The sequence below is a fragment of the Arthrobacter sp. UCD-GKA genome (assembly GCF_001863355.1).
GTDB lineage: Bacteria > Actinomycetota > Actinomycetes > Actinomycetales > Micrococcaceae > Paeniglutamicibacter.
Genome location: NZ_MOLR01000005.1, coordinates 35,882 through 61,190 on the forward strand (window position 1 = coordinate 35,882; position 25,309 = coordinate 61,190).

Annotated in this window: 28 protein-coding genes and 3 tRNA genes; 22 read left to right on the top strand and 9 right to left on the bottom strand. The window is 67.3% G+C overall.

Features of this window, described 5'->3' with window-relative positions:
• The first annotated feature begins 61 nt into the window (after positions 1-61).
• Positions 62-883 carry a hypothetical protein gene (locus tag BLJ79_RS09815; RefSeq protein ID WP_071214574.1) on the top strand — a complete coding sequence of 274 codons (822 nt, stop codon included), beginning with the start codon at positions 62-64 and terminating at the stop codon, positions 881-883.
• Here the strand turns inward: BLJ79_RS09815 and BLJ79_RS09820 are convergent.
• Positions 880-2,151 carry a DUF445 domain-containing protein gene (locus BLJ79_RS09820; protein WP_083411181.1) on the bottom strand — a complete coding sequence of 424 codons (1,272 nt, stop codon included), beginning with the start codon at positions 2,149-2,151 and terminating at the stop codon, positions 880-882. The genes BLJ79_RS09815 and BLJ79_RS09820 overlap by 4 nt on opposite strands.
• Before the next feature lie 115 nt (positions 2,152-2,266).
• On the opposite strand from BLJ79_RS09820, the gene BLJ79_RS09825 reads away from it, so the two are divergent.
• The 4 genes from BLJ79_RS09825 (at position 2,267) to BLJ79_RS09840 (ending at position 4,935) form a co-directional block, all read left to right on the top strand.
• A complete protein-coding gene (locus BLJ79_RS09825; protein ID WP_071214576.1) occupies positions 2,267-3,148 on the top strand; it encodes a glycerophosphodiester phosphodiesterase in 882 nt (293 codons plus the stop codon).
• A gap of 10 nt (positions 3,149-3,158) precedes the next feature.
• Positions 3,159-3,833 (top strand): alanyl-tRNA editing protein, encoded by a 675-nt coding sequence (locus BLJ79_RS09830; protein ID WP_071214577.1) that lies wholly within the window; start codon positions 3,159-3,161, stop codon positions 3,831-3,833.
• An 80-nt stretch (positions 3,834-3,913) separates the two neighbouring features.
• Complete coding sequence (locus tag BLJ79_RS09835) at positions 3,914-4,624, top strand: AzlC family ABC transporter permease (protein WP_071214578.1); 711 nt, start codon at positions 3,914-3,916, stop codon at positions 4,622-4,624.
• A complete protein-coding gene (locus BLJ79_RS09840; protein ID WP_071214579.1) occupies positions 4,621-4,935 on the top strand; it encodes an AzlD domain-containing protein in 315 nt (104 codons plus the stop codon). Before BLJ79_RS09835 ends, BLJ79_RS09840 begins: the two co-directional genes overlap by 4 nt.
• On the opposite strand, the gene BLJ79_RS09845 is transcribed toward BLJ79_RS09840, so the two are convergent.
• Complete coding sequence (locus tag BLJ79_RS09845; protein WP_071214580.1) at positions 4,932-5,366, bottom strand: hypothetical protein; 435 nt, start codon at positions 5,364-5,366, stop codon at positions 4,932-4,934. The two genes, BLJ79_RS09840 and BLJ79_RS09845, sit on opposite strands and share 4 nt — an antisense overlap.
• Before the next feature lie 149 nt (positions 5,367-5,515).
• Here BLJ79_RS09845 and BLJ79_RS09850 point away from each other — a divergent pair, with 149 nt between their 5' ends.
• The 5 genes from BLJ79_RS09850 (at position 5,516) to BLJ79_RS09870 (ending at position 9,275) form a co-directional block, all read left to right on the top strand.
• Positions 5,516-5,821, top strand: coding sequence for a thiamine-binding protein (locus BLJ79_RS09850; protein WP_071214581.1), 306 nt, complete (start codon positions 5,516-5,518; stop codon positions 5,819-5,821).
• 5 nt (positions 5,822-5,826) lie between these two features.
• Positions 5,827-6,516 carry an O-methyltransferase gene (locus BLJ79_RS09855; protein WP_071214582.1) on the top strand — a complete coding sequence of 230 codons (690 nt, stop codon included), beginning with the start codon at positions 5,827-5,829 and terminating at the stop codon, positions 6,514-6,516.
• A gap of 92 nt (positions 6,517-6,608) precedes the next feature.
• Positions 6,609-7,130, top strand: a complete 522-nt coding sequence (locus BLJ79_RS09860; RefSeq protein WP_083411182.1) for a GNAT family N-acetyltransferase — start codon at positions 6,609-6,611, stop codon at positions 7,128-7,130.
• Positions 7,123-8,001: a spermidine synthase gene (locus tag BLJ79_RS09865; RefSeq protein WP_217641886.1), complete on the top strand. Its 879-nt coding sequence runs from the start codon at positions 7,123-7,125 to the stop codon at positions 7,999-8,001. The genes BLJ79_RS09860 and BLJ79_RS09865 overlap by 8 nt, the downstream gene beginning before the upstream one ends.
• A gap of 134 nt (positions 8,002-8,135) precedes the next feature.
• Positions 8,136-9,275: a methyltransferase gene (locus BLJ79_RS09870; RefSeq protein ID WP_071214584.1), complete on the top strand. Its 1,140-nt coding sequence runs from the start codon at positions 8,136-8,138 to the stop codon at positions 9,273-9,275.
• 96 nt (positions 9,276-9,371) lie between these two features.
• On the opposite strand, the gene BLJ79_RS09875 is transcribed toward BLJ79_RS09870, so the two are convergent.
• Complete coding sequence (locus BLJ79_RS09875) at positions 9,372-10,838, bottom strand: NCS2 family permease (RefSeq protein WP_071214585.1); 1,467 nt, start codon at positions 10,836-10,838, stop codon at positions 9,372-9,374.
• A gap of 169 nt (positions 10,839-11,007) precedes the next feature.
• On the opposite strand from BLJ79_RS09875, the gene BLJ79_RS09880 reads away from it, so the two are divergent.
• The gene (locus BLJ79_RS09880; RefSeq protein ID WP_071214586.1) at positions 11,008-11,979 is read left to right on the top strand and encodes a universal stress protein; all 972 of its coding nucleotides are present in this window, start codon (positions 11,008-11,010) and stop codon (positions 11,977-11,979) included.
• Between the two features lie 82 nt (positions 11,980-12,061).
• Here BLJ79_RS09880 and BLJ79_RS09885 read toward each other — a convergent pair whose 3' ends face one another.
• The 3 genes from BLJ79_RS09885 to BLJ79_RS09895 form a co-directional block, all read right to left on the bottom strand.
• Positions 12,062-13,693, bottom strand: a complete 1,632-nt coding sequence (locus tag BLJ79_RS09885; protein WP_071214587.1) for a C40 family peptidase — start codon at positions 13,691-13,693, stop codon at positions 12,062-12,064.
• A 281-nt stretch (positions 13,694-13,974) separates the two neighbouring features.
• On the bottom strand, positions 13,975-15,087 hold the full coding sequence (locus BLJ79_RS09890; protein WP_071214588.1) for a C40 family peptidase: 1,113 nt from the start codon (positions 15,085-15,087) through the stop codon (positions 13,975-13,977).
• Positions 15,088-15,440: 353 nt separating this feature from the next.
• A complete protein-coding gene (locus BLJ79_RS09895; RefSeq protein ID WP_286135336.1) occupies positions 15,441-15,800 on the bottom strand; it encodes a metallopeptidase family protein in 360 nt (119 codons plus the stop codon).
• Between the two features lie 195 nt (positions 15,801-15,995).
• On the opposite strand from BLJ79_RS09895, the gene BLJ79_RS09900 reads away from it, so the two are divergent.
• From BLJ79_RS09900 to BLJ79_RS09935, 8 genes are all read left to right on the top strand, one after another.
• Positions 15,996-16,068 (top strand) — tRNA-Glu (locus BLJ79_RS09900).
• An 80-nt stretch (positions 16,069-16,148) separates the two neighbouring features.
• A tRNA-Asp gene (locus BLJ79_RS09905) sits at positions 16,149-16,222 on the top strand.
• A gap of 56 nt (positions 16,223-16,278) precedes the next feature.
• Positions 16,279-16,354, top strand: a tRNA-Phe gene (locus BLJ79_RS09910).
• Between the two features lie 236 nt (positions 16,355-16,590).
• Positions 16,591-17,028 (top strand): Asp23/Gls24 family envelope stress response protein, encoded by a 438-nt coding sequence (locus BLJ79_RS09915; RefSeq protein ID WP_071214590.1) that lies wholly within the window; start codon positions 16,591-16,593, stop codon positions 17,026-17,028.
• Positions 17,025-17,216, top strand: coding sequence for a hypothetical protein (locus BLJ79_RS09920; protein ID WP_071214591.1), 192 nt, complete (start codon positions 17,025-17,027; stop codon positions 17,214-17,216). Before BLJ79_RS09915 ends, BLJ79_RS09920 begins: the two co-directional genes overlap by 4 nt.
• On the top strand, positions 17,213-17,575 hold the full coding sequence (locus BLJ79_RS09925) for a hypothetical protein (protein ID WP_071214592.1): 363 nt from the start codon (positions 17,213-17,215) through the stop codon (positions 17,573-17,575). The genes BLJ79_RS09920 and BLJ79_RS09925 overlap by 4 nt, the downstream gene beginning before the upstream one ends.
• On the top strand, positions 17,575-18,150 hold the full coding sequence (locus tag BLJ79_RS09930; RefSeq protein WP_071214593.1) for a hypothetical protein: 576 nt from the start codon (positions 17,575-17,577) through the stop codon (positions 18,148-18,150). The genes BLJ79_RS09925 and BLJ79_RS09930 overlap by 1 nt, the downstream gene beginning before the upstream one ends.
• Before the next feature lie 26 nt (positions 18,151-18,176).
• Positions 18,177-18,761 (top strand): Asp23/Gls24 family envelope stress response protein, encoded by a 585-nt coding sequence (locus BLJ79_RS09935; RefSeq protein WP_083411183.1) that lies wholly within the window; start codon positions 18,177-18,179, stop codon positions 18,759-18,761.
• 9 nt (positions 18,762-18,770) lie between these two features.
• On the opposite strand, the gene BLJ79_RS09940 is transcribed toward BLJ79_RS09935, so the two are convergent.
• The 3 genes from BLJ79_RS09940 to BLJ79_RS09950 all read right to left on the bottom strand — a co-directional run bounded on the left by BLJ79_RS09940 (position 18,771) and on the right by BLJ79_RS09950 (position 21,583).
• Entirely contained in the window at positions 18,771-19,772 is a 1,002-nt protein-coding gene (locus BLJ79_RS09940) for a YdcF family protein (RefSeq protein WP_139194813.1), read from the bottom strand.
• Positions 19,773-19,924: 152 nt separating this feature from the next.
• Positions 19,925-20,776 (bottom strand): DUF8083 family protein, encoded by an 852-nt coding sequence (locus BLJ79_RS09945; RefSeq protein ID WP_071214596.1) that lies wholly within the window; start codon positions 20,774-20,776, stop codon positions 19,925-19,927.
• A gap of 3 nt (positions 20,777-20,779) precedes the next feature.
• The gene (locus BLJ79_RS09950) at positions 20,780-21,583 is read right to left on the bottom strand and encodes an exodeoxyribonuclease III (RefSeq protein WP_071214597.1); all 804 of its coding nucleotides are present in this window, start codon (positions 21,581-21,583) and stop codon (positions 20,780-20,782) included.
• Positions 21,584-21,762: 179 nt separating this feature from the next.
• Between BLJ79_RS09950 and BLJ79_RS09955 the strand changes: the two genes are divergently transcribed.
• From BLJ79_RS09955 to mmsB, 3 genes are read left to right on the top strand one after another with little or no spacing between them, the layout of a single operon-like run.
• Positions 21,763-23,262: a CoA-acylating methylmalonate-semialdehyde dehydrogenase gene (locus BLJ79_RS09955; RefSeq protein WP_071214598.1), complete on the top strand. Its 1,500-nt coding sequence runs from the start codon at positions 21,763-21,765 to the stop codon at positions 23,260-23,262.
• 4 nt (positions 23,263-23,266) lie between these two features.
• Positions 23,267-24,355 carry an enoyl-CoA hydratase/isomerase family protein gene (locus BLJ79_RS09960; RefSeq protein ID WP_071214599.1) on the top strand — a complete coding sequence of 363 codons (1,089 nt, stop codon included), beginning with the start codon at positions 23,267-23,269 and terminating at the stop codon, positions 24,353-24,355.
• Positions 24,352-25,278 carry a 3-hydroxyisobutyrate dehydrogenase gene (mmsB, locus tag BLJ79_RS09965; protein ID WP_071214600.1) on the top strand — a complete coding sequence of 309 codons (927 nt, stop codon included), beginning with the start codon at positions 24,352-24,354 and terminating at the stop codon, positions 25,276-25,278. The genes BLJ79_RS09960 and mmsB overlap by 4 nt, the downstream gene beginning before the upstream one ends.
• Positions 25,279-25,309: the final 31 nt, after the last annotated feature.

Genomic DNA, 25,309 nt, shown 5'->3' on the forward strand with positions numbered 1-25,309 from the left:
CATATGCCCAGCGAAAATACGTTTACGGCGACCGGCCCGGTGCCCATAGAGTGGGGGCAGGATGAAAAAGAACCCGATTACCTCCACTGTCATTGGCCCGGACGGCAAGCCCAAGCCGGGAGTGCAGGGCGCCATCATGAAGGCCGTTGGCGTGCAGCGCCCCCTGGTCCTGGCCTACCTGCGGCGCATGCGGCGCAAGAACCCGGACCGGAGCGCGGCGGAACTGGCCAAGCTGGTCGAGCGCGACTACCTGCTCACCATCACCGGCTCCGGTGCTGCGGTGGGTGCCACCGCGGCCATCCCCGGCGTGGGGACCGTCGCGGCCCTGGGGTTTTCGGCCGCTGCAACCGTGGCCTTCCTCGAGGCCAGCGCCCTCTACGCCCAATCACTGGCGGAACTTCACGGCATCACCACCGAGGACCCGGACAAGGCCCGTCTCCTGGTCATGGCGATCCTGCTGGGCGACGAGGGCAGCTCGATGATTTCGGCCCTGACCCACCAGGCCGCAGGCCACGGCGCGGGACCCGTCAAGGGATGGGCGGCAATGTTCGGGACCAACAAACCCTCCAGCCTGGTCTCGACGCTGCAGGGAACCATCCAGCGGACCTTCCTGAAGAAGATGTTCGCCACCCAGGGTGCTTCGATGCTTGGGCGGATGGTCCCCTTTGGCATCGGCGCGGCGGTTGGTGGCTTCGGCAACCGCTTCCTGGGCAAGAAGGTCATCGAGGCCGCGGGCCTGGCCTTCGGCACCCTGCCGACCACCATCCCCGGGCAACTGGTCAGCGAGGGCGAACGGCGCGAGGCCATGGCCGAGGTCGAGGCCGGCATCGAGGCCGAACGCCTGCGGCGCGGAACGAGCCTGGAAGCCGGCGAGACGCCTTAACGCAGCAGCGCGTTGGCCACCGTGAAGATGGCCAGGCCCGCCAGGGAGCCCACGACCGTGCCGTTGATGCGAATGAACTGCAGGTCCCGTCCCACCTGCAACTCGATCTTTTCGCTGGTTTCCCGCCCGTCCCAGCGGGCCACGGTCTCGGTGATCAGCGAGGTGATCTGCCCGCGGTAGTTCTCCACGACGTAGCCCACGGCGTTGCCCGCCCACCCGTTGACCTTCGCCGCGAGCTGCGCGTCGTCGCGCAGCCTGGCACCGAGGTCGCGGATCGCCGCAATCATGGATCGGCGCAGTTCCGATTCCGGGTTTTCCATGGAGTCGATCAGGCCGGCCTTGATCGAGGACCAGCTGGTGGCCGCAAGATCACGCAATTGCGCATCCCCCAGCACCGAATGCTTCAAGGCCTCGACCTTGGCGATCATTTCGGCGTCGTCCTGCATGTCGGTGGCGAATTTCTCCAGCCACGCATCGATGCTCAGCCGCATCGGGTGGTGCGGGTTCTCGCGCACGGCACGGACGAATTTGTGCAGCTCGCGGTGAAGCTTCTCGCCCAGCAGGGTGTCGACCATCGCCGGCACCCAGGAAGGGGAACGCTCGGCGACCAGGGACACGATCATGACGCGGTTGCCGTCGACCCACTGCTCGGCGCGTTCGGCCAGCAGGTCCACCGCGGGTTTGTGGTGCCCGTCGGCGACCACGCGCGCCATGATCCGCCCCAGGGTCGAGGACCACTCTGGGGCGAGCATGTGTTTCTTGGCCAGCGACTCCAGCAGGGCCAGCACGTCGCGGTCGTCCAAGACCTCCAGCACCGCCCGGGCCACCGTGGAAACCTCCTGGGAAACCCGGGTGGCCGCCTCGTCCTTGGCGAGCCACGTCCCGACGCTGCGCGAGACATCGAATTGCTGCAGCTTGGCGTCCACGACCTCCCGGGAGAGGAAGTTTTCCTGCACGAACTGGCCCAGGCTTTCGCCGATCTGGTCCTTCTTGCGCGGGATGATCGCGGTGTGCGGGATCTTGAGCCCCATCGGGTGTTTGAACAGGGCGGTGACGGCGAACCAGTCGGCCAATGCGCCAACCATTCCGCCCTCGGCCGCCGCCCGCACGTACTCCAGCCACGGGTAGCTGTGCTGCAGCGCGAAGGCCACGGCGAAGATCACGGCAAAGACCGCCAGCAGGGAGGTGGCCAGGCGTTTCATCTTGCGCAGCGCGACCGCCTTGGCGGCATCGTTTGCTGCGGCAAGGCCGAATCCTGTCGATGTCATGGGTGCGGCTCCCTTGGCCTGGGCGTGCGGGTGGGACAGGGTTCCAACGATAGTTCACTAAGCCACAGGCGCGGGAAGCGGCACGGATGCCGTGCCCGGCGGTAGCGTGAAAGGCATGAGAACCCTCGTCTATGCCCACCGCGGTTCGTCACAGGCCTACGCGGAAAACACGCGCGCAGCCTACATGCAAGCCCTTGCTGACGGGGCGGACGGCATCGAGTGCGACATCCACCTGAGCTCGGACGGCTTCGTGGTGTGCCACCACGACCCCACGGTCGATAGGACCTCGGACTCCAGCGGGCGGGTAGGGGAAAAGACCCTGTCGGAGTTGAAGGCACTGGATTTTTCGTCCTGGAAGAACCCGGCGATCCCGGCGGCCTACGGGGGGCTGCACGAGCAATTGGTGACGCTGGGTGAACTCGTCGGGCTCCTGCAGGATTCCGGCCGTCCCATCGGCCTGGCCGTGGAGATCAAGCATCCAAGCCCCTTCGGCAGGCGGCTGGAGGAGGCGATGTTCGAGGAGCTTTCGGCCCTGGGTTGGGACGCGGAGACCTCCGCGCTGGGCAACATCCAGGTCTCCTTCATGAGCTTCGACCCGGATTCGGTGCGGTACCTGATGGAACGGGTGTCCCCGGACCACGTCTGCCAACTGGTCACCGAGGTCGACGAGGAGTGGATCGATGAGCTGGTCAAGGCCGGGGAAACCGACAGGGCCGGCGTGGCCGCGGTGCTGGCCCGGGCCATGACCGCGGGGGTCGACCTGCTTGGTTCCGGGGTGCCGCAGCTCGCCGGCCCGGGCGTGGCCTACATGCGCAAGTACCCACAACTGACCGATGCCTGGCTGGCCCGCGGGGCGATACTCCGGGTGTGGACCGTCGATGACCCGCAGGACGCCAGCTACCTCGTGAAGCGCGGGGTCGCCCAACTCACCAGCAACGTTCCCGCGGCCATCAAGGAACACCTCGGCCTGAACGGGTGCCCGGGAGCCGAAGCGTAGGCTGGCATTCGTGGAACCACAAACAAGCGCATATTTCTCCGACACCTACCTCTTCGAGACCGAAACCGTCGTCATCGCCGCCGGGCACACCGATGCCGGCGAAGCGTGGATCGCGTTGGGCCCGAACATCTTCCACCCGCGCGGCGGGGGACAGATGGAGGACGCCGGCACGGTCGATGGCCGCGAAGTCACAGTGGCTCGCCAAGGGAACGGCCTGGTGGTCCTGTCCGGCGAGGAACTGCCCGGGCTCGGGACCACGGTGCACGCCGCCGTGGATCCCGGCACCCGCTTGCTGCATGCCGCCCTGCACACCGCCGGCCACTTGGTTGGATTCCTGGGCGAGGAGCGGGGCTGGCGGCACAGCGGGCACAGCCACTTCCCCGGCCAGGCCCGCCTGGACTTCCACCCCGAGTCTGTCGCCGAGGACCTCGGCGACCCGGACACCCGTGCCGCGGTTATCGCGCAGCTCCAGGCGCGGATGCAGGAACTGATCGACACCCGGGCGCCGGTCACCAGCAGCATTGACGCCCACGGGATCCGCACCGTGGCGATCGCCGGGGTCAACGCCGAACCGTGCGGCGGCACCCACGTCAGCGACCTGGGTGCCTTGAAGGGTGCCCGGATCCTGGAGGCCAAGATCAAACGCGGCGCACTGAAGGTGCGCTACGAGGCCACCCACGCCTAAGCCCGGGCCACAGGCAACCGCAGACCACGATGCACGCGGCGGCATCGGCGATGGCTAAGCTTGATGCCGTGCCATCCCTCATGACTCCAGCAACCAAGATCGGTTCATCCATTGCGGTTGCCACGGGCCTTTATGCGATTTCCTACGGCGCGCTGGGCGTTGCCGCAGGGTTGAACCTCTGGCAGGTAATGGCGCTGAGCCTGTTGATGTTCACCGGGGGCTCGCAATTCGCCTTCATCGGGGTGATCGCCGGCGGGGGTTCCCCGGGGGCGGCCTTTGGCGCGGCCACGCTCCTGGGCGTAAGGAATGCCGTCTACGGCATGCAGATCAAGGCCATGCTCAGACCGAACGGACTGAAAAAGCTGCTGGCCGCGCAGGTGACCATCGACGAATCCACGGCCACCGCCGCCGGGCAGAGCGACCCGGCCGAACAGAAACGCGGTTTCTGGGTCGCGGGAATCGGCGTATACGTCTTGTGGAATATCTTTACCGTCGCCGGGGCCCTGCTTGGCGACGCGCTGGGAGACCCCAAGGCCTGGGGCCTTGACGGTGCCGCGGTGGCGGCGTTCCTGGGGCTGCTGTGGCCCCGCCTGAAATCGGCCGAACCGGTTGCCATCGCCACGGTGTGCGCATTGGCCACCGTCCTGGCGATCCCGCTGGTCCCGCCGGGTGTGCCGATCCTGGTGGCGGCCCTCGTTGCGGGCGTGTGGGGCTACTTCGGGCGGGGACCGGCAACGGAGGGGCTCGAACCGGATGTCGAGCCGCGCGCAACACGTGGGGAGTCCGAATGAGCGAATTGTGGTGGTGGATCCTTGCCGGCTGCGCGGCAGCCTACGGCATCAAGCTCCTGGGCTACCTGGTCCCGGAAAAGATCCTTGAAAACGAGAAGATGACCCGTGCCGCGGGGACCTTGACCATCGGCCTGCTGGCGTCGCTGACCATCGTCAACACGGTGGCCAGCGGAACCGCGGTGGCATTCGATGCGCGGGTGGCGGCCCTGGTTGCCGCCGGCGTCGCGCTGCTGCTGCGCGCCCCGTTCCTCGTGGTGGTCATCGTCGGCGCAGGGGCCGCGGCCCTGGCTCGCTACCTGGGTTGGGGCTAGGACCCTTGCCCCGGGGCGCTGGCAAAAACCAGCGTCGAATAGGTGTTGCCCGGCTCCAGGGCGATTGACACGAAGCCCGGACGGGCCGTGCCCGTGACGAAGACGTCCACCGTGGCAACCTTCCGGTCGCATGGAACCGCCAACAGGTTGCCGTGTTCCAGCTCCAGATGCAGCGTCCCGGACCCGGCGCACACGGCCATCAACGTCAGCCGGGTTCCCTCGTAGCGCCCCAGCTTGGCGGTTGCCTTGACCGTCGCCCGGTCGGCCGACCCCATGCCCATCAGAACCTGGGCCTCGCCGGGAACAAGATCCATGAGGTCCTCCAAGGCGTCGCTCGGGGATGCCCGCGACGGGACAAGGGGCCCGGCGGAGCAGCCGCCCAGCACACCAAGCAGCACCGCGGCCGCTCCGATCCTCAGAAATGCCCCCATGTCTACCGTCTCCCAAGTATTTTCCGGTTGGGCTTGAGCCTTGCAGAGCCCCCGGCGCTTGGCAAGGAAAACAACAACGGATCTCCTTGCATGTCGTGTTTCCGGCGCCGGCAAGTGACATGTCGGTGCCGCGGTGGCACAGTGGAAGCATGATTGTTGCCTTCTCTGTCGCCCCCAGCACCGACAACACCGACGGGTCCGTCCACGAAGCCGTGGCCGCCGCCGTCAAGGTCGTCCGGGACTCCGGCCTGCCCAACTCCACCTCCTCGATGTTCACGGAACTCGAAGGCGAATGGGACGAGGTCATGGACGTCGTCAAGCGGGCCACCGAAGCCGTTGCCGCCTACGGTTCCCGGGTATCCCTCGTGCTCAAGGCCGACATCCGTCCCGGCTACACCGGCGAGCTGACCGGAAAGATCGAGCGACTGGAAAAGGCCATCAACTCACAGGAGTAGCAAACATGGATACCCCAGCTGCCGTGCCCGGCCCGGCCGACGTCGACAAGTACATGGTGGAAAAACTGCTCGCCCCGGAACCGGAAATGGCGAAGGCGCGGGAACGCGCCCACGCCGCCGGGTTGCCGCACATCGAGGTCAGCGAGGTGCAGGGCAAGTTCCTGATGCTGCTGGCCCAGATCGCCGGTGCCAGGCGGGCGCTGGAAATCGGCACCCTGGGCGGGTATTCCACGACCTGGCTGGCCCGCGGGGTCGGCCCCGGCGGCCATGTGACCACCTGCGAGTACGAGCCGTTGCACGCCCGGGTGGCCGCGGACAACCTTGCCGCGTGCGGGGTCGAGGACCGGGTCGACATCCGCATCGGCGCGGCCCTGGACACCCTCGATGCCCTGCTGGCCGAGGGCGGCGAACCCTTTGACTTGATATTCATCGATGCGGACAAGGAAAACAACGGGCACTACATCGAGTTGGCCATCGCGCTGGGCCGCACCGGAAGCGTCATCGTGGTGGACAATGTGGTGCGCGAGGGCGCGGTGCTGCGGCCCGGGGATCCGCTCTCCGAGGCCGGGCGGATGGTCAACGGCGTGCGGCAGGGGATCGATGTGCTCGGCTCCAACCCGCGGCTCGACGCCACGGCACTGCAGACCGTCGGGGCCAAGGGCTGGGACGGCTTTGCCCTGGCCGTCGTCCGCTAGGAAGCCCGGCAGGCAACGGCCCCGGGGCGGGGCTGATTCGGGGTGCCCGCTCCTTTCGTCGCGGCGGCCGCCAAGCGCATAAGCTTGCCCCTGTGACTACCGATCCCTGCACCATCCGACTTGCCGTGCCCGAAGACATTCCCGCAGCCCTCGAAATGAAGCTCGCATCCTGGGAAGAGGCCTATGGCAGCCAGCGCCCCGCCTCCTTCTTCGCCAACGCCCGCGCGTCGCTGGAGCAACAGGCCGACTGGTGGACCCGCGGCCTGGCCCAGGGCGCCGAGCTGTGGATCGCCACCAGCGCATCGGGTGACGTCGTTGGCGTGGCCGGTGGCGGGCCCGCGGCGGACGACGACGCGGACACGCAGGTCGCCATCGAACTGCAGGTCCTCTACGTCCTGGCCTCGCACCACGGCACCGGACTGGGCGAGCGCCTGATGGCCGCCGCGCTGGGGAACCGCGACGCGGTGCTCTGGGTGCTTGAGCACAACCCGCGTGCCCGCCGGTTCTACGAGAAGCACGGCTTCGTCGCCGACGACCGCGTCGAGGCATTGGTCGACGACTGGGCCGGGCTGAACGAGCTGCGCATGGTCCGCCACGGTGCCGACCGTGGCTAAGGGCAGGAACAAGGGATCCCGGAACAACGCCCCGGTGGCGCCCACCTCCCTGGCCGCACCGACCGACGGCCCGCTCGAGGGCATCTACCCCATCGACACCGGCACCGCGGAACTGGAACGGGACCCGTACTCGCCCACCGGCTGGCTGCTGCGCATCAACGACGTCCCCTCCTCGCACGTGGATTTGGCCGACCCCGGGCACCTGGACTTCGAATACATGCGGTGGATCGCGGCCCTGATCCGTTCGCGCTTTGTCCCCTCGCAGATCGAGGCGGCGGGGCACAAGCTGAGGGTCCTGCACCTGGGCGGCGGCGCCTGCTCGATGGCGCGCTGGGCCTCGGACACCTACCCCAACGCCCGCCAGGTCGTCGTCGAACTGGACGGCAAGCTCGCCGCCCTGGTGCGTGCCTGGTTCGACCTGCCGCGCGCACCGCTGCTGCGGATCCGCGTGGGGGAGGCCGGGGCCGTGCTGGCCACGCTCACCGACGCCACCCGCGACCTGCTGATCCGCGACGTCTTCGCCGGGGACCAGACGCCGAAGGACCTGACCACCCTGGCGTTCACCGCGCACGCGGCCCGCGTGCTGGACGCCGACGGGCTGTACATCGTCAATTGCGGGGACACCCCCGCACTGGAAAACGCCAGGCGGGAGGCCGCCACCATCGGCGCTGTCTTCAAGCACGTGGCCATCGTCGCGGACCCGACCATGCTCAAGGGCCGGCGCCACGGAAACGTCATCATCGCCGGATCGCATGCGCCGATCCCCGCCGGGGCCGGGTTCATCCGCGAACTGCTCGGCGGCGGGGTCCCGGCCCAGCACTGGGACGATGCCACGGTGCGCAACTTCGCGCGCCACTCCACCGCGCTCTAGACCGGCCCGGCCCCTGGCCTCGCCGGAGGGTGGCCGCCCGCCGCCCGCTATAGGCTTGGGTTCCGCGACCGAACCGCGGCGGAACCGGTTTCGCCGCACGACCCACCCATCTTGAGCAGGAGCCACGCACCGCGATGAATACCCCGGCAACAATTTCCTTCACGCGTGAGGGAGAGGAACGCAGCGCCCGCTGGTCCTCGGCCAACGACGCGGCCGCGCCCCGCAGCATCCAGGTCGTCGACGACGCACTCGGCGCCGACGAGGCCTACCGGCTGGCCGCGGCGGGCACCGGCCTGCTCTTCACCGGGGACTACCACAACGCCCGCCAGCTGCTCGGGGCGATCGCCCGGCGCATCCCCGACGGAACGCGGGCCAAGCCCAAGCGCAACGCCGCGGAACCCACCACCGCCGAGCGCTTCTACAAGTACCGCCAGGCGCGCACCCAGCGCGCGCGGGTGCTGGCAATGCTGCTGGTCCCGGTGGATCCGGGACCCGTGGTCCCGCTGCGCCGCGCCCCCGACGTCTCCGAGGCCTGGCTCAACGCCTTCGGCCCGGTCGACGAACCCACCGTGGTGTCCCTGCAGGAACTGCTCGGGGCCATCGGCGCCCAGCAGTGGCGGGCCACCGGGCTGCACGTTCCGGCCCTGGGCGCGAGGATCCACCCGCACTACGGCACCTTCGCCCCGGTGCGCGGGGAATACCTGGACCTGGTGGCACGCGCGGAACTTCCGGGCACCGCGCTGGCCTTCGACATCGGCACCGGCACCGGGGTGCTGGCAGCGATCCTGGCCCAACGCGGCGTCGGGCAGGTCACCGGCACCGACTCGCAGGCCCGGGCCGTGGCCTGCGCCAACGCGAACCTCGAGGCTCTGGGCCTGTCCGGCAGCGCCACCGCCATCGTGCAGGACATGTACCCGCAGGGCAAAGCGGACGTGGTGGTGTGCAACCCGCCGTGGCTGCCCGGGACCCCGCAGACGCTGCTGGACTACGCGGTCTACGACCCGAAGTCCGCGATGCTGCGTGCGTTCCTCAGGGGCCTGCCGGCGCACCTTTCCGAGGGCGGGCAGGGCTGGCTGGTCATTTCCGATCTGGCCGAGCGCCTGGGGTTGCGCACCCGCGAACAATTGCTGGGGTGGATCGAGGAGGCCGGGCTGGTGGTGCGCGGGCGCGATGACACCGTACCGTCGCACGGCCGCGCCGCCGACGCGTCCGACCCGTTCCACACCGAACGCTCGGCCGAGGTCACCTCGCTGTGGAAGCTCGAGGCCAGGTAGCCGCACGAACGCGCCGGGGAGACAAAAGAAGCGGGCCGCGGGGAGGATTTCCTCCCCGCGGCCCGCTTCCGTGCAGGCGGTGTCCAATGCCGCGGGCTAGGCGCCCATTGCCTGCTCGATGACGCCGATGCCGAAGAACAGCACGAAGGCGGCGGCAACTGCCCACATCAGCGGGTGCACCTCGCGGGCGCGACCCTGGATGGCCCGGATGAACACGAAGGACACGAAGCCGGCCCCGATGCCGTTGGCGATCGAGTAGGTGAAGGGCATCAGCACGAAGGTCAGGAACGCGGGGATGGCCACACCCATGTCGTTCCAGTCGATCTTCGAGACGTGCGAGATCATCATGAAGCCAACGACCACCAGGGCCGGGGCTACGGCCTCGAACGGGACCAGGTGGATCAGCGGGGTCAGGAACATCGCGGCCAGGAACAGCACTCCGGTGACGATGGAAGCCAGGCCGGTGCGGGCGCCCTCGCCGATGCCGGCACCGGACTCCACGTAGATCTGGCTGGAGGAAGCCGAAGCGCCGCCGCCCACCACGGCACCCATGGCGTCGACCAGCAGCACCTTGTCCACGTCAGGGATGTTCCCGTCCTTGTCCACGGAGCCGGCCTCATTGGCCAGGCCCACCATGGTGCCCATGGCGTCGAAGAAGATGGACAGCAGGATCACGAAGGCCAGCAGCAGGGCTGCGGTCACGCCGAGGTTCTGGAAGGCGCCGAAGATGTTGGCCTGCCCGATCAGCGAGAGGTCCGGCAGCGCCCAGTTAGGCATCGAGGGGGCCACCAGCGACCAGCCCTGCGGGTTGGCGGTGGTGCCGTCGAAGGACGGGCCGATCTTGAACACGGCCTCGAGGACGTTTGCCAGGACGGCGGAGACGATGATGCCGATGAGGATGGCGCCCTTGGTCTTGCGCACGACCAGGGCGATGGTCAGCAGCAGGCCGACGATGAACACCAGGATGGGCCAGCCGACCAGCGTGCCCTCGAAGCCCAGGCCGACCGGGACGGTGGTTCCGGCGGCATCCGGGATGCGGCGCACGAAGCCGGCGTTGACCAGCCCGATCAGCGCAATGAACATGCCGATGCCGACCACGATGGCGGACTTGAGGCTCGCGGGCACGGCGTTGAACACCGCGGTGCGGAAGCCGGTGAGCACCAGCACCAGCATGGTCAGGCCCGAAACGATGACAAGGCCCATGACGTCGGGCCAGGTGAGCCCGGGGTTGGTTGCCACGGTCACGGCGATGAAGGCATTGACGCCCAGCCCGGTGGCCATGGCGAAGGGGTGCCGGGCCCAGGCACCCATCAGGATAGTCATGATGCCGGCAACCAGTGCGGTGGCGGCGGCGACCCGGGCCGAACCCAGGGAGTCGCCGTTGGAATCCGCACCGGCAAGGATCAGCGGGTTCAGCACCACGATGTAGCTCATGGCAAAGAAGGTGGCAAAGCCGCCACGGATTTCTCTGGAGTAGTTGGATCCGCGTTCGGAGACCTTGAAGTAACGGTCCAGACGCGAAACTTTCGTCTTTTCGAGGAGGGAGTTTTCCTGTGAGGGCATGGGGGAAGTATAGTTCGGTTTTACGCCGCTAGGCGAAAAAACAAGGGAGAAATGCGCCACGCTCGGCAACAGATAGACCCACGTCACACTGTGGTGAACAATGGAAGCACGGGACCTCGTACGGGGAAGCCCGCGAGGACCCAGACCGGGACGCGTAGGAGTGAAGACGATGAGCGAAAACAACAGGCCCGAGGGTGACGCCGAGGTCATCGAGGGAATCGTTGTCGGTGTCGACGGTTCGGACCAGGGCCTTTGCGCCCTGAAGTGGGCCGCACAGGAAGCCAAGCGGCGCGGAAGCATCCTGAACATCGTGACGGCCTACACGATCCCTGTCTTCGCCGCCTCGTCCATGGATGCAGGCTATGCCACGCTGGACGACCAACTGATCCGCAACGGCGCCGAGGAAGTCGTCCGCCAGGCGCGTGCCACGATCACCGACACGGACATCACGGTGCGTACCTACATCGAGTCCGGCGACCCGGCCGGGGTGCTGCTGGACCTGAGCCGGCAGGCCGAGCTGATCGTGGTCGGCACCCGGGGCCGCGGCGGATTCGTCGGAAGGCTGCTCGGATCGGTTTCCAGTGCACTTCCGGCCCACGCCAAGTGCCCGACCGTCGTGGTGCCGCTGTGCGTTGCCAAACGAGAGGAAGGCGACGTCCAGGTCCAGGACCGCATCGTCGTCGGCGTGGACGGATCGGACCGGGCGCGCCTGGCCGTGCTCGTTGCCGCCGAGCTGGCCGCCACCCGCGGACTGACGCTGCGCGTGGTCTGTGCACTGGCCCCGATCAGCGGCGCCTTGGCCTGGATGCCGGCCACCGTCGATCAGGAAGCTGTCACCGCCGACGTGCGCCACCAGATGGGCATCGGCAAGGCCTGGCTGCAGAGCCTGTTCCCGGGCCTGGAAATCGAGATCGACGTGATCGACGGCGCCCCGGTGGAAATCCTGATCCGTGAATCCCAGACCGCCAGGCTGCTGGTGACCGGCTCACGCGGCCGTGGAGGCTTTGCGGGGATGCTCCTGGGCTCGACCAGCCAGGGTGTGCTGCACCACTCCAAGGGCCCCGTGATGGTGGTTCCCGACGGGGACGACCCGCGGCTGGCTTCCCGCCAGGAGTTCGAGGACAGGGCCAACGGACTGTAGGCCGATTCCCGTCAGATGAGTGAGGGCGCTGCAACCAAGGGTTGCAGCGCCCTCACGCATGGTGGGCCGGCTTGCTTCGTGCCTAGTAGCGTCCCGCGTAGGGATGCAGGTTGTTGACCCAGCTCAGCGGGGTCACGGAGATGCCGCTGTTGGGGTTGCGTGCATGCAGGACCTGTCCGTCGCCCAGGTAGATGGCGACGTGGTAGAACGAATTGCCGCCGTTGGACGAGGAGAACACCAGGTCACCCCGGCGCAGCTGGCTGATGGGCACCTTGGTCGGGGCCGCGGCGTATTGCTGCGAGGAGCTCCGGGGCAGGCTGATGCCCGACTTGGAATAGGCCGCCTGCGTGAATGACGAGCAGTCGTAGAAGTCCGGGCCGTTGGCGCCGTACCTGTACTGCTTGGATTCGTCATTGGCGATCATGCGGCCCCAGGCGAAGGCGGCGTTGTAGTTGCGTGACGACTGCGGTGTCGAAGCCTCGGGCTCGGGCTTGGGCTTGATCGATTCCTTCGGGGCCTGCGGAGCGATTGTTGGTGGCTTCGGCTTCGGCTTGGCCGTTTCCTTCGGCGCTTCGGGCTTGGCCGTCTCCTTGGGCTTGGGAGCCGGCTTGGGTGCCTGCGTCGCCTCGGGTTTGGGCTTGGCCGTTTCCTTGGGCTTGGGTGTTGGCTTGGGTGCCTGCGTCGTCTCGGGCTTCGGTGCAGGGGTCGACTCGGGGGCCTTGGGCGGAACCGCGACGGTCAGCTGGGGGGCCTTGGGCACCGAGGCCTTGGGGACCAGGGTTTGCCCCTGCGGACGCTCGGTGGGAACCTTCGGCGGGGCGGCAAGCGGCTTGACCTCAGGTGCCTTGCTTTGCTGGATCTCCATCGGCTTGGCCTGCGGCGCGTTGTCCATCAGCTCCTGGAGCTTCTTGGCTTCGGCCGCCGCTTCCTTGGCGGCAATGCGCTCGGCTTCCTTGGCCGCGTCGACCTCGTGCAGGAAGGCCAGCTGCCCAATGAGCTGCTCACGGAGCTGTTCCTGCGGCGCGATGGAATCCTGGTAGCTGGAAAGAGTGGTCGTGGCCTCGGCAGCCGCGGTGCGCTGGGCGGCGGTGGCCTCGTCGGCGGCTTCCGCGGCCGCCGCTGCATAATCCTGCCACGCCGTCCACAGTGCTGCTGCGTCCTCGGCATTGCTCACTGCCATGGTGCGGTTGGCGCTCAGGGCGTCCAAGGTGGAGGCCTTGTACAGGACGTCGTTGTCCTTGCTGTCCTCCAGCAGGGTCACCACGCCGGGGTTGACGCCGCCGTTGCGGTACAGGTCTGAGGCCAGTGCCCCGACATCCTTTTTGCTCGAAAGCAGGAACTCGGTGGCCTTCTCTGCCTCGGTCTTGGCTTCGTCGGCCGCTTGGGTGCGTTCGGCCACGAGCTGGTCCGCATCCAGCAGGATGTCCTGGGCGTCCAAGGCGGCGGCCTCGGCGGTGATGATGCGCTGGCGGCCTGATTCGATTTCGGATTCAAGCTGATCGACCAGGGCGCTGAGGGCCTCGGGATCCGACTTGGCTGCTTCCAGCTGGGCTTGGGTAGGCAGTGCGGTGCCCACGGTGTGGGGCTGTGCTGCGATACCGATGGTGCTTGCTGCGTTCAGCGTTGCCGCTGCGGCGGGGAGTCCGCCAGTAAAGCACGTGGCTGCCAATGCAATTGAGCAGGCGGCGACGCCCAGTGTTTCCCTGATTGCCATGCCGTGTTGATCCTTACCGCGGCGATCGGTTTGCAAGTCTCACAACCAATGCGAGAAATACGGCCTGAACGGTGCGGCCTGATCGCTGCTTCCTATAGCACCCTATGGGATACCTATTCACACTGGCAACATCAGCCACATCAATAACTTCAATTACAACGGTGTAATTATTCCTTAATTCAACCTTGATATGCAGGCAATTTCGCGACAACACCCCGTGCCGATTCCATGTCGTCCAAGGTCAGTGCGGGGTGTCGCCGGACACCGCCAAGCGGTTCCGATCAGTAGCGGCCTGCGTACTTGTAGATATTGCGCATGCCCGCATAATTCAACTTGGTTACGGAAATGCCGGCCTTGGGGTTGCGGGCATGGGCGATCTTGCCGTTTCCGACGTACATGGCCACATGGTAGAAGGACCGGCCGCGGTTGGACGACCAGAACACCAGGTCACCCTTCTTCAGCTTCGACAGCTTCACCTTCTTGGGCGCCGCCTGGTACTGGGCGCTGGAGGTGCGCTTGAGCTTCTTCCCGGCCTTCGCAAATGCCTTGCCCACGTAGCCGGAGCAATCGAAGTACCGCGGGCCGGTGGCGCCATAGCGGTACTTGTACTTGTTGTTCTTGGCGATTTTCTTGGCCCACTCGACGGACTTCTTGATTCGGGCCGTCCGCGTCATTTTTTTGGTGGGAACCTGGATAGCGGCGGTGGCCACGGAGGCGGTGCCGAGCGCGCCGACGGCCACCTGGGTGCTTTCGAGCGTCTCTGGATCCAGCGCCGGATCATTCACGGGTTCGGCGACGTCGGATTCGGAGTCCTCCAGCGCGGCGATGAGTTCGGCCTCCTCGCGGGATTCGGACACCCTGGCAAGCCGCGCACTTTCTCGGGCAACCGAGGTCTTGCGCAGCGCCGCGGACGCCTCTACCAGATCCTCGTGCTTGGCATTGAACCGCAGCTCGGCCTGGTCGAAGAGCCGCTGGGCGGTGTGGGCGAGCCTTGCGGACTCCAGCTGCTGGACCTGGGCCTGGCTCCGGCCCAGGGTTGCCAAGGAGGTTCCGGCCAGGGAAGCTGCCGTGGTCCGGTCTTGCGTGGCGGCCTCTTCCGCGGCCACGGCGTTCTCCGTGGCCTCAAGTGTTGCCGCCTCGGCGTCTTGGAGGGCCGCGCGGACGGTGGCCAGCTGCTTCTCAAGGGCCTCTGTGGTCTTCGCGGGGGAGAGCTGGGCGGCTGCCACGGACTTGGTGATGGCGGCCAGCAGGCCCGGATTGAGCTGTTCGGGGGCCGCAGCGTGGAGCTGTGTGGTGCGGCCGGCAGCTGGTGCCGGTGCACTGCTGGCGGTCAGCGCGCCGGAGGCAATGAGTGCTGCGCTGGTCACGACGACCACGCTTTTGAGGATGGACATGAAGGGGGTTCCTAACCGCCTTGCAGTCCAACCAGGTGCTTGATTCGTGGCCGGGCAACCCGAAGCAGGATGGGCCTGCCGGGGTCAATTAGCGAAAATGGTCACGGGCTGTACTGCATCCCCAAGATGAAGGTGGAGTGTGCGGGGGTGGCTTATGCAACGAATGCATAACGATAATGCGGGAGCTTTTGGGGTTTGTCGAGCCCCGCTTCGCGAGAAACGGTGATTTTGGGCGATTTCCGAGACCGTTTCGTTACATTTCGGATTGTCGAAACGCCGGGTTGGCCGGGGGTGATGCGTCAACGGGCCACGGTCGGGAAAGCCGCAGGAAATTTTTCGAGCGAAACCGCCCGTCAGCCCCAACCGAGCTCATGCAGCCGATCATCGTCGATGCCGAAGTGGTGGGCGATTTCGTGAACGATCGTGATGCCAACCTCTTCGACCACCTGCTTTTCCGAGGAGCATATTTCCAGGATTGCATCCTTGAAGATCGTGATGCGGTCCGGCATCGCCCCGGCGCCCCATCCCGAGTCACGCTCGGTCAGTGCCGTCCCCTCATAGAGGCCAAGTAGTTTGGTTCCCGGGTCTTCGCCCGGCAACGGCTTGTATGCGTCCTCGATGAAGATGGCGACGTTTTCCATCATCGAAAGCAGGGCCTCCGGGATCTCGTCCAGGGCGCGCTCGGCCACAAGCTCAAATTCATCGTCGGTCATTTCGTACCCCATGCTTTGCACTCTACCGAGCGCAACTCCCGGCGGGGCAAACGGTTTGGTGAGGTGGGACGTCGAAATCAGGGTGATGGGGGTCGCATCTTGCGCTCTCGATCGGTTCGTTTTGCGCGGTGGGAAATTTACCTCTATAGTTGTTTGAGTCCACTGCTGCGGAGAAATTCACGGTAGAGGTTCCTGGCCCCCATCGTCTAGCGGCCTAGGACACTGCCCTTTCACGGCAGCGGCACGGGTTCGAATCCCGTTGGGGGTACGCATGAAATGCGGATTTTGCACGAGCGAAAAGCTCTGGTAGAGTTCTTGTCTTGTGAGCGAGGGAGACTTCGCGAGTAAGGCCCTGTAGCGCAGTTGGTTAGCGCGCCGCCCTGTCACGGCGGAGGTCGCGGGTTCAAGTCCCGTCAGGGTCGCTTTGGTTTTCTGGTTCGCCGGAGGATCTCGGTGATCATCTTGCCTGATGATGCCAGGCTCTGTAGCTCAGTTGGTAGAGCGTTCGACTGAAAATCGAAAGGTCACCGGATCGACGCCGGTCGGAGCCACCATCTAAAACCCTCTTGGAAACAAGGGGGTTTTTGCTTTAACAAGAATCGCGGCCAGCGACGCCCGCTGCTGACAGCTTGTAGGCCTAGAGGCACAAATGTGTGTCTGCCCCGTATCCGGCCCCGAGAGCGGCGGAGTCCCTGCCCACCTGACAATTCTTGCGATATGCGTCACGTTCAGTTGTAGGCTGGGGACGTACGCCGAGTGCCGTGTGGCGAGCGCAGAGAGGACCGGAACCGTGGATCATGAACTGACGGTGCACAACCTGCCCGAAACGGAAGCCAGCGGAACCACAAGAATCACCGACCTTGCCGTGGCAAAGGTTGCAGCCGCCGCGGCCCGCGCAATTCCGGGAGTGCATTCCCTGGGATTGGGCACCTCGCGGGCGTTGGGTGCCCTGCGCGGTGCGGTGGGATCGCCCCAGGAGCCGGCCCACGGGGTCAGCGTCCAAGTGGGGACCCGGCAAGTTGCCATCGACCTGGTGCTCACGGCGAACTACGGGGTCCGCCTGCACGACCTGGCCGGCGCGGTGCGTGAAGCGGTATTCAATGCCGTCCAGGACCTAACCGACTTCGAGGTCATTGAGGTCAATATCGAAATCGGCGATGTCCACATTCCCGTCTCCGTTGCGGGATCCGAGAAACGTCGCGATGCGACTGTGGAGGAACAGGCATGAAACCCACACTGATTGGTGCGCTCCTGGGAGCCATCCTGGCCTGGGCGGCGCTGGCCCACGGCCTGGGCGGGTTCCTGCTCATGGCTCTGTTCATGGCGATCGGCGCCTTGGCTGCCCGGGTTGCCGGCGGACGGGTCGACATGCGTGCGATCCGGGACGCGCTGACCGGTCGACGATCCTCGTCATGAGCCAGCAGCCCCCTGCCACGCTGCGCGATCCGGGGGTTCCCCCGCGCGCGGGCTACACCAGGGTCAGCGCCCAGGCGCTGGCCGGCACGGCGCGTGCGGTGGCGGCCGATGCCTTTGGTGTCGATCCGTCCCTGGTGAGGGCGTTCCTGCGTGACGACGCCGGATACCTGGCCTTGTTCATCCAGCTGCCCGTGCCGCTCACGGATGCCGGCGGCATGGCCCGCGGCACGGTGCTTGGCCGGGTGCGCGAGAAGCGCGCGGGCATCGGCGAGCAGTTCACCGCACTTACCGGTTCCCTGGTCAGCCGAGTGGATGTGCGCGTCACCGGCATCGTGGACCAGACCCAGGGGAGACACTGATGCCGGAGCAGCCAGGGGGAATCCGTGAGCGCGAGTTGACCAGCGGGCGCTCTCCCGCAGCGATCGCCGCGGCCGCGTTGGTCATCCTGGTGTGCCTTTATGCCCTCTTTGAAGCGGCACTCAAGGCCCTGGGGCAGGAGCCCCTGGTGGCCACCCCGGAAACCTGGTGGCTCTGGATTTCCACCCTTCCTGGGAGCCTGCCGCCTGCCGGGCTGGCGGCCATCGGACTGGCCTCGGCCCTGTTTGGCCTGCTGCTTCTGGTGCACGGGCTGCGCCGCGGTAGGCGCGCACGGCACGCCCTGGCCTGTGAGGATGCAATCCTCATTGTCGACGACCAGGTGTTGGCCGCCTCGCTGGCCCGCCGGGCACGGGCGGAAGCCGGCGTCGGCCCGGGGCAGGTGCTGGTCACGGTGAACGGCGAACGCGTCGAGGTGCAGCTCAGCCCGACATCGGGCACCCCGGTCAACCCGGCTGCGGTCGTTGCCGGCCTGGAGGACGAGCTGCGGCTGAACCTGGTGGAACCGGCTCCGCGGGTCTACCTGCGGGTTGCCGAACGCGGGGTGGTCGGGCAATGAACCGGACCCCGAGACTTCTCAACAGGATGGTCCTGTCCTTGTTGGGCCTGCTGCTGCTGGCCGGCGGCCTGAACACGCTGCTGGTCGCGATCTCCGAGGGCTACGCCCGCGGATGGCGGAACGTGGCCTCGGGCCTCGGCGCGTGGTTCGACGCGATGCTGGCCGAGACCACCTTGCCGGGCCAAAAGGACTCCTGGCTGTGGATCGTGGTGGCCGCCTTGCTGATTTGTGCCATCCTGCTGATGCTGTGGTGGATTGCCGTCCAGGGCAGGGGCCGGGGCGGCGACTACCTGTCCACGTACATTCCCGATGAGTCCATGCCCGGCCGGGTGGAAATCTCCCAGAGCACCGTGGAACAGGCGCTGCGCCACTTCCTGGGCCGGCGCGGCGACGTGGTCTCGATCAACGTCAGTGTGTGGGAGTTGGGTCCCGAGGCCGGGCTGCGCATCAAGGTCCAGCCCCGCAAGGGAACCGCCCCGGGGGCGCTGGGCAGGGATGTCGCCACCGCGGCGCGGCTCGCCCAGGCCGCCCTGGGCGTTGGCGGGCCCGTGCTCATCTACCTGGTGGTGGGCACGCGCTCCCGCTTTGCGCGGTCCGAACGCGTCTTGTGACCGGTGGTGTCAGCGCTGGTTGGCGATGACCGCCATGACCAGCACGGCGGTGAACCCCATGAAGGGCAGGCACAGCAGCGCATGCAGCCACTTGTGCTCCACCAGCACCGCCACGTATTCGCGCAGGAAGGCGCTGGGCAGGTAGTACCTGGCGGTGGGGGCACCCACCACCTCGGCGTCGATCCGCAGCCTGCGGGCCAGCAGGGCCGCGCGCAGCACGTGGTAGTTGTTGGTCACCGCCAGCAGCGGGCCGCTGCGGCCTGACTCCGCAAACAGCTCCGAGGAGAGCAGCAGGTTTTCCTCGGTGTTCACTGACTTGCCCTCCACCATGACATCCCCCGGAGCCGCCCCGGCGGCCACCAGGTACTCGCCCATGGCAACTCCCTCGGGGCGCGGCTCGTCGTGTCCCTGCCCGCCGGAGGGAATCAGCAGCGGCCTCGGCGAGGTGTCGCGGTAGATCTGCAGGGCCCTGTCCAGGCGGCTGCGCAGCAGCGGGGGAACTTCGCCGTCGATCAGCCGGGAGCCCAGCACCACGATTCCCTGCGGCGTTTCGCGGAACGGCATGCGCCCGTAGGCGATGGCGTACGCCAGGAACACGACGAACACCACGCCGAAGTAGCTGCACAGGAAAAAGAGCAGCGCCGCCAGCCCGATTGCCAGGGGGCTGAGCGTGAGCACCAGGGCCACCGCCAGGATCGGCAGGGCAATCAGCAGCAGGCCCAGCAGCAGGGAGACCATGTTGCCCAATCGCCTGCCCTCGGAGCGGAACATCACCACGCCGTTGTGGATCAGGGCGGCGGCCAGCGCCAGCACTGCCAACGGGGCCACGGCCAGCAAGGCCAGGAAAACATAGGACGCACCGGGAACCCAGCGTGAAACCAGGTTGCCCGCCTCGAGCAGCAGCAGATAGCAGGCGGCCACCAGGACCACGCCGTTGCGCAGCATCCGGCGATCCCGGCGGCGCAGGTAGAAGTACAGGGCAAAGAGCAGAAGGGCCGGGATCAACGTCACCACTTGAGACTATCAACCGGATAGCAGCACCGGGCCATCGCGCTCCGGCGCCGGCACCCACTCGAGGGCCGGGGGACGCTTAGCGGTGACCAGGGGTCCTTCGGCGAACGCCATGGCGCACGCATGGCAGGGGCGAGCCGTTGAGGGCCCGGCTAGTTGGCCCGGGCGAGCTGGCGGACCGCCAGCCAGCGGTTGGAGAGCCTGCGGTAGGAGGCCGCGGCCCCGGTCATGTCGGATTCGGCCAGCGACTCGATGCCCAGGCGCAGGTCGTGCGGGGAATCATCCGGCCACACCAAGGTGGCAATGCGCCCGTAGTCGAGTTCAACCACCGATTCCTTGTCGAAGAGCTGCAGCCATTCGCTCAGGGCCGCGAGCTCGTCGAGCAAGTCCATCTCCGGCGCGTGGATCGCCAGGGTGGCCGCGGCATAGCGGACGCGGTCCAGGGCCTGGTGCAGCGGGGTGTAGATCCGGCTGGAGAGCAATTCCTCCCCGTCCTCGATGACATCCACCTCGTCGTCCTCGTGCACCAGGATCAACCAGCCGAAGGGGATGCCCCAGGTCGCGGTGCGGGTGTGCAGGTGGGCCAGGTCGTCGGTGAAGCGCTGCCGGTCCACGCGCGCGGCGTTGGCCGCCCGGGCGGCGCTGGGCACCAGCAATTCCAGCAGCTGCGGGCGCATGGAACCGTCGAGCTGTTCCGAGGCCAGGATGGTGCGCGTGGCCAGCTGGTCCGGGCAGTACAGGGTGTTGACGGCGCCGTCCCAGGAGGTGGTGACAAGCCTGCGGAAGACCTCGGTGTGGTGGTGCGGGAACGGGTCGGAGGCCGGGCGGGTCAGTCGCGCCAGCGCCGCGGCCGCGCTGGCATCCTCCAGTGCCTCGCGGTTCACCCGGCCGGTGGCCACGGCCACCAGCTGGTCGGCATCCGAAAAGGCACGCAGGGGCTCGAAGACGCGCAGGTAGGAGGTCGGCGGGAGGGCTCGCCGACTGGAACCACTTGCCTGCGCCATGGCCTAGTCCAGCTCCACGATCACCGGGACGTGGTCCGAGGCGCCCTTGCCCTTGCGTTCCTCGCGGTCGATCTGCGCGTCGACGACACGCGCGGCCAGCGCGGGGGAGGCCAGGGTGAAGTCGATCCGCATGCCCTCGTTCTTCGGGAAGCGCAGCTGCGTGTAGTCCCAGTAGGTGTAGGTCTTGGGGGTGTCGGTGCGCGGGCGGACCACGTCGACGAACCCGGTCTCCAGGAAAGCCTCGAAGGCGGCACGCTCCGGGGCCGAGACATGGGTGAGGTTGTTCTCGTGGAAGAAGCCGATGTCCCAGACGTCCTCGTCGCGCGGGGCGATGTTGAAATCGCCCATCAAGGCGACCTGCGCCTCGGGGTCCTGCCCGAGCCAGCCCGCCGCCTGCTTGTTCAGCGTGTCGAGCCAGGAGAGCTTGTAGGGCATGTGCTCGTCGTCCAAGGCGCGGCCGTTGGGCACGTACAGGCTCCAGATGCGCACCCCGCCGCAGGTGGCGCCGATGGCGCGGGCCTCCTGCACGGGGTCCTTGCCCCCCTTGCCGAAGGCCGGCTGCTCCACGAAGGTGCGTTCGACGTCTTCAAGGCCCACGCGGGAGGCGATGGCCACGCCGTTCCACTGGCTGAATCCGAAGTGGGCCACCTCGTAGTCGTTGTTCTCGAACAGTTCCCAGGGGAAGTTCTCGTCCTTGCACTTGGTTTCCTGGATGGCCAGGACGTCGACGTCGCTGCGGCGCAGCCAGTCCTCGACGCGGTCGGCACGGGCACGGAGGGAGTTCACATTCCAAGTAGCAATCTTCACCCTCCCAACCTATCAACTTCGGTGCACTCGGTCAGGTTTGGGAACCAGCAATCGGCGGGGCGCCCCGCCCCTAGCAATTTAGTAGGAAGTCCGAGTATATTTTTGGGTACAGGGCGTGGTGCGCATCACAGGACGTTGCCGCGTTTTTCGCAAGTTCTTGCCGAAGGAGCATCAATCACATGACTCGTGAACTGACCCACTACGTGGGCGGCGCCCACGTCGCCGGAACCTCCGGGCGTTTCTCCGACGTGTACAACCCCTCCACCGGGGCCGTGCAATCGAAGCTTCCGCTGGCCTCGGCCGACGAGGTACGCGCCGCGATCGCCGTGGCCGAGGCGGCCCAGGTCGAATGGGGACAGGTGAACCCGCAACGCCGGGCCCGCATCCTGAACAAGTTTGTCGAGCTCGTCTACGCGAACATGGACGAGCTGGCAGCACTGCTGACCAGCGAGCACGGCAAGACCTTCCCCGACTCCAAGGGTGACATCCAGCGCGGGCTCGAGGTCATCGAGTTCTGCGCCGCGGCCCCGTCCCTGCTCAAGGGCGAATTCTCCGACAGCGCCGGAGCCGGCATCGACGTGCACTCGATGCGCCAGCCCCTGGGCGTGATCGCCGGAATCACCCCGTTCAACTTCCCGGCCATGATCCCGCTGTGGAAGGCCGGACCGGCACTGGCCTCGGGCAACTCCTACATCCTCAAGCCCTCCGAGCGCGACCCCTCCGTGCCGCTGCGCCTGGCCGAGCTCTTCACCGAGGCCGGCCTGCCCGACGGGGTGTTCAACGTCGTCAACGGCGACAAGGAGGCGGTGGACACGCTGCTCGAGGACCCGCGCGTGAAGGCCATCGGGTTCACCGGATCCACCCCGATCGCCCAGAGCATCTATGCCTCCGCCGCCGCGCACGGCAAGCGCGCCCAGTGCTTCGGCGGGGCCAAGAACCACCTGGTGATCATGCCGGACGCGGACCTGGAAATGGTTGCCGACGCCCTCATGGGCGCGGGCTTCGGGTCCGCCGGCGAACGCTGCATGGCCATCTCCGTGGCCATCCCGGTCGGCGAGGCCACGGCCGATGCCCTGGTCTCCAAGCTGAAGGAGCGCATCGGGAAGCTGAAGGTCGGCGACGGCATGGACGAGAGCGCCGACTTCGGCCCGGTCGTGGCCCAAAGCGCCAAGGAACGCATCGAAGACTACATCCAGGTCGGCGTGGACGAAGGCGCCTCGCTGCTGATCGACGGCCGCGGGCTGAACGTGGCCGGGCACGAGGACGGCTTCTGGGTCGGTCCCACGCTCTTTGACAACGTCACCGAGGACATGAGGATCTACCAGGAGGAGATCTTCGGGCCGGTGCTCTGCGTGGTGCGCGCCAAGGACTACGAGGAGGCGCTGCGCCTGCCCAGCGAGCACCGGTACGGCAACGGCGTGTCCATCTTCACCCGGGACGGGGACACCGCGCGGAACTTCTCCTCGCGCGTGCAGGTCGGCATGGTCGGGGTCAACGTGCCGATCCCGGTGCCGATCGCCTACTACACCTTCGGCGGCTGGAAGGCCTCCGGGTTCGGGGACCTGAGCGAGCACGGGTCCGACGGCTTCCGCTTCTGCACCAAGACCAAGACCGTCACCACACGCTGGCCCTCGGGCATCCGCCAGGGTGCCAGCTTCGTGATGCCGGAGGGCAGCTAGTCCCATGGCCGAACCCGAAGTCCTCTTTGAGGTGCGCGGTACCCTGGGCGTGATCACGCTGAACCGGCCGCGGGCGGTCAATGCCCTGACGGCCTTCATGGCCGAGGCCATGCTCGAGACCCTTACCGACTGGGCGCAGGACCCGGCGGTGGACCAGGTGCTGGTGCGCGGGGCCGGGGAGCGCGGGCTGTGCGCCGGAGGCGACATCGTGGCGATCCACCGCGACATCGCCTCCGGCGGCACGCAGACCGCGGGCTTCTGGGCGACCGAATACCGGCTCAACTCCCTGATCAACGCCTATCCCAAGCCCTACATCGCCTACATGGACGGGCTGGTCCTGGGCGGCGGCGTGGGCATCTCCGCCCACGGCAGCCACCGGCTGGTCACCACCCGGACACGCAGCGGCATGCCGGAAACCACCATCGGATTCGTCCCGGATGTCGGGGGCACCTACCTGCTCTCCCGCGCCCCGGGGCAGACCGGCACCCACGCAGCCCTGACCGGGGAGCACCTGGGCGCCGCCGAGGTGCTCTACCTGGGACTGGCCGATCACCTGATCGACTTCAACCGTGCGGAGGAACTCTTCAGTGCCCTGGAGCAAGCCCCTGTCGCTGATCTCCTGCCCGGCTTCATCCTGCCGGCCCCCGCCTCCCAGCTGGAATCCTGGCGCCCCTGGCTCGATGTCGCCTACGGGCACGACGAAGTCGAAGCCATTGTTGCCGCACTGGCGGTCCTGGCAGACGCGGGCAACGAGGAAGCCCGGATGTCGGTGGAGACGCTGGCGAAGAAATCGCCGACGGCGCTGAAGCTGACCCTGGCCTCGCTGCGCCGGGCCGGGGAGTTGGCAACCCTCGAAGAGGCCCTGGAGCAGGAGTACCGGGTGGGGCTGCGCGCCCTGGCCTCCCGCGATTTCCCCGAGGGCATCCGCGCCCAGGTCATCGACAAGGACTACGCCCCGGCGTGGAACCCCGCCACCCTGGCCGAGGTGGACCGGGAGCTGGTGGAAGCCAGCTTTGCCCCCCTGGGGAGCCGCGAACTCAAACTGAACCCACGCGTGCCGAGCGACACGACGATGACCGGAGGAAGAACATGAGCGAGAAAACACCCGCCTCCGCGGGCAAGATAGCATTCCTGGGACTCGGGCACATGGGCGAACCCATGGCGGTGAACCTCATCAAGGCCGGATTCGACGTCGCTGGCTTCGACGTGGTTCCCGCGGCCGTGGACGCCGCCACCGCCGCCGGGGTGCCCTGCGCCGCCAGCGCCGCCGAGGCCGCCACCGGTGCGGCCATCGTGTTGACGATGTTCCCCTCCGGCGACATCCTGCTCGACGCCTACCGCGGCGTCGGGGAACCCGGCCTGCTCGAGGTCGCCGGGCCCGACACCCTGTTCCTGGACTGCTCCACCATCGACGTGGCCCAGGCCCGCGAGGCCGCGGAGCTCGCGCTGTCCGCCGGGCACCGCTCCGCCGACGCCCCGGTCTCCGGCGGAGTGGTCGGAGCCGAGGCCGGGACGCTGACCTTCATGATCGGTGCCGAGGCCCCCGACCTGGAACAGATCACCCCGCTGCTGCAGGTTATGGGCAAGAAACTGGTGCATTGCGGCGGGCACGGGGCCGGCCAGGCCGCGAAGATCTGCAACAACATGCTGCTGGGCATCTCCATGATCGGCGCGGCCGAGGCCTTCGTCCTTGGCGAGAAGCTCGGGCTGACCCACCAGGCGCTCTTCGACGTGATCTCCACGGCCTCGGGCCAATGCTGGTCGGTCACCACCAACTGCCCGGTCCCCGGCCCGGTGCCGGCCTCCCCGGCGAACCGCGACTACGTTCCCGGGTTTGCCGGGGCGTTGATGGCCAAGGACCTGGGCCTGGCGCTGAACGCGCTCGAGCATGCGGGGGTCGCCGCGCAACTGGGCCCGCTCGCCGCGCAGATCTACCGCAGGTTCGCCGACGAGGGCGGGGCCGGACGCGACTTCTCCGGCATCATCACCGACATCAGGGACGGCTCGCAAGGCTAGCCGGGCACGTTCGCCGGCGGGGCCCCACGGC

Excerpts from the sequence above, each read along its gene's own strand:
- BLJ79_RS09945 (WP_071214596.1), bottom strand. The coding sequence starts at position 20,776 with ATGGCGCAGGCAAGTGGTTCCAGTCGGCGAGCCCTCCCGCCGACCTCC.
- BLJ79_RS09890 (WP_071214588.1), bottom strand. The coding sequence starts at position 15,087 with ATGTCCATCCTCAAAAGCGTGGTCGTCGTGACCAGCGCAGCACTCATT.
- BLJ79_RS09895 (WP_286135336.1), bottom strand. The coding sequence starts at position 15,800 with ATGACCGACGATGAATTTGAGCTTGTGGCCGAGCGCGCCCTGGACGAG.
- BLJ79_RS09815 (WP_071214574.1), top strand. The coding sequence starts at position 62 with ATGAAAAAGAACCCGATTACCTCCACTGTCATTGGCCCGGACGGCAAG.
- BLJ79_RS09960 (WP_071214599.1), top strand. The coding sequence starts at position 23,267 with ATGGCCGAACCCGAAGTCCTCTTTGAGGTGCGCGGTACCCTGGGCGTG.
- BLJ79_RS09955 (WP_071214598.1), top strand. The coding sequence starts at position 21,763 with ATGACTCGTGAACTGACCCACTACGTGGGCGGCGCCCACGTCGCCGGA.
- BLJ79_RS09835 (WP_071214578.1), top strand. The coding sequence starts at position 3,914 with ATGACTCCAGCAACCAAGATCGGTTCATCCATTGCGGTTGCCACGGGC.
- BLJ79_RS09925 (WP_071214592.1), top strand. The coding sequence starts at position 17,213 with ATGAGCCAGCAGCCCCCTGCCACGCTGCGCGATCCGGGGGTTCCCCCG.
- BLJ79_RS09845 (WP_071214580.1), bottom strand. The coding sequence starts at position 5,366 with ATGGGGGCATTTCTGAGGATCGGAGCGGCCGCGGTGCTGCTTGGTGTG.
- BLJ79_RS09825 (WP_071214576.1), top strand. The coding sequence starts at position 2,267 with ATGAGAACCCTCGTCTATGCCCACCGCGGTTCGTCACAGGCCTACGCG.
- BLJ79_RS09920 (WP_071214591.1), top strand. The coding sequence starts at position 17,025 with ATGAAACCCACACTGATTGGTGCGCTCCTGGGAGCCATCCTGGCCTGG.
- BLJ79_RS09850 (WP_071214581.1), top strand. The coding sequence starts at position 5,516 with ATGATTGTTGCCTTCTCTGTCGCCCCCAGCACCGACAACACCGACGGG.
- mmsB (WP_071214600.1), top strand. The coding sequence starts at position 24,352 with ATGAGCGAGAAAACACCCGCCTCCGCGGGCAAGATAGCATTCCTGGGA.
- BLJ79_RS09840 (WP_071214579.1), top strand. The coding sequence starts at position 4,621 with ATGAGCGAATTGTGGTGGTGGATCCTTGCCGGCTGCGCGGCAGCCTAC.
- BLJ79_RS09875 (WP_071214585.1), bottom strand. The coding sequence starts at position 10,838 with ATGCCCTCACAGGAAAACTCCCTCCTCGAAAAGACGAAAGTTTCGCGT.
- BLJ79_RS09820 (WP_083411181.1), bottom strand. The coding sequence starts at position 2,151 with ATGACATCGACAGGATTCGGCCTTGCCGCAGCAAACGATGCCGCCAAG.
- BLJ79_RS09870 (WP_071214584.1), top strand. The coding sequence starts at position 8,136 with ATGAATACCCCGGCAACAATTTCCTTCACGCGTGAGGGAGAGGAACGC.
- BLJ79_RS09855 (WP_071214582.1), top strand. The coding sequence starts at position 5,827 with ATGGATACCCCAGCTGCCGTGCCCGGCCCGGCCGACGTCGACAAGTAC.
- BLJ79_RS09935 (WP_083411183.1), top strand. The coding sequence starts at position 18,177 with ATGGTCCTGTCCTTGTTGGGCCTGCTGCTGCTGGCCGGCGGCCTGAAC.
- BLJ79_RS09880 (WP_071214586.1), top strand. The coding sequence starts at position 11,008 with ATGAGCGAAAACAACAGGCCCGAGGGTGACGCCGAGGTCATCGAGGGA.
- BLJ79_RS09930 (WP_071214593.1), top strand. The coding sequence starts at position 17,575 with ATGCCGGAGCAGCCAGGGGGAATCCGTGAGCGCGAGTTGACCAGCGGG.
- BLJ79_RS09885 (WP_071214587.1), bottom strand. The coding sequence starts at position 13,693 with ATGGCAATCAGGGAAACACTGGGCGTCGCCGCCTGCTCAATTGCATTG.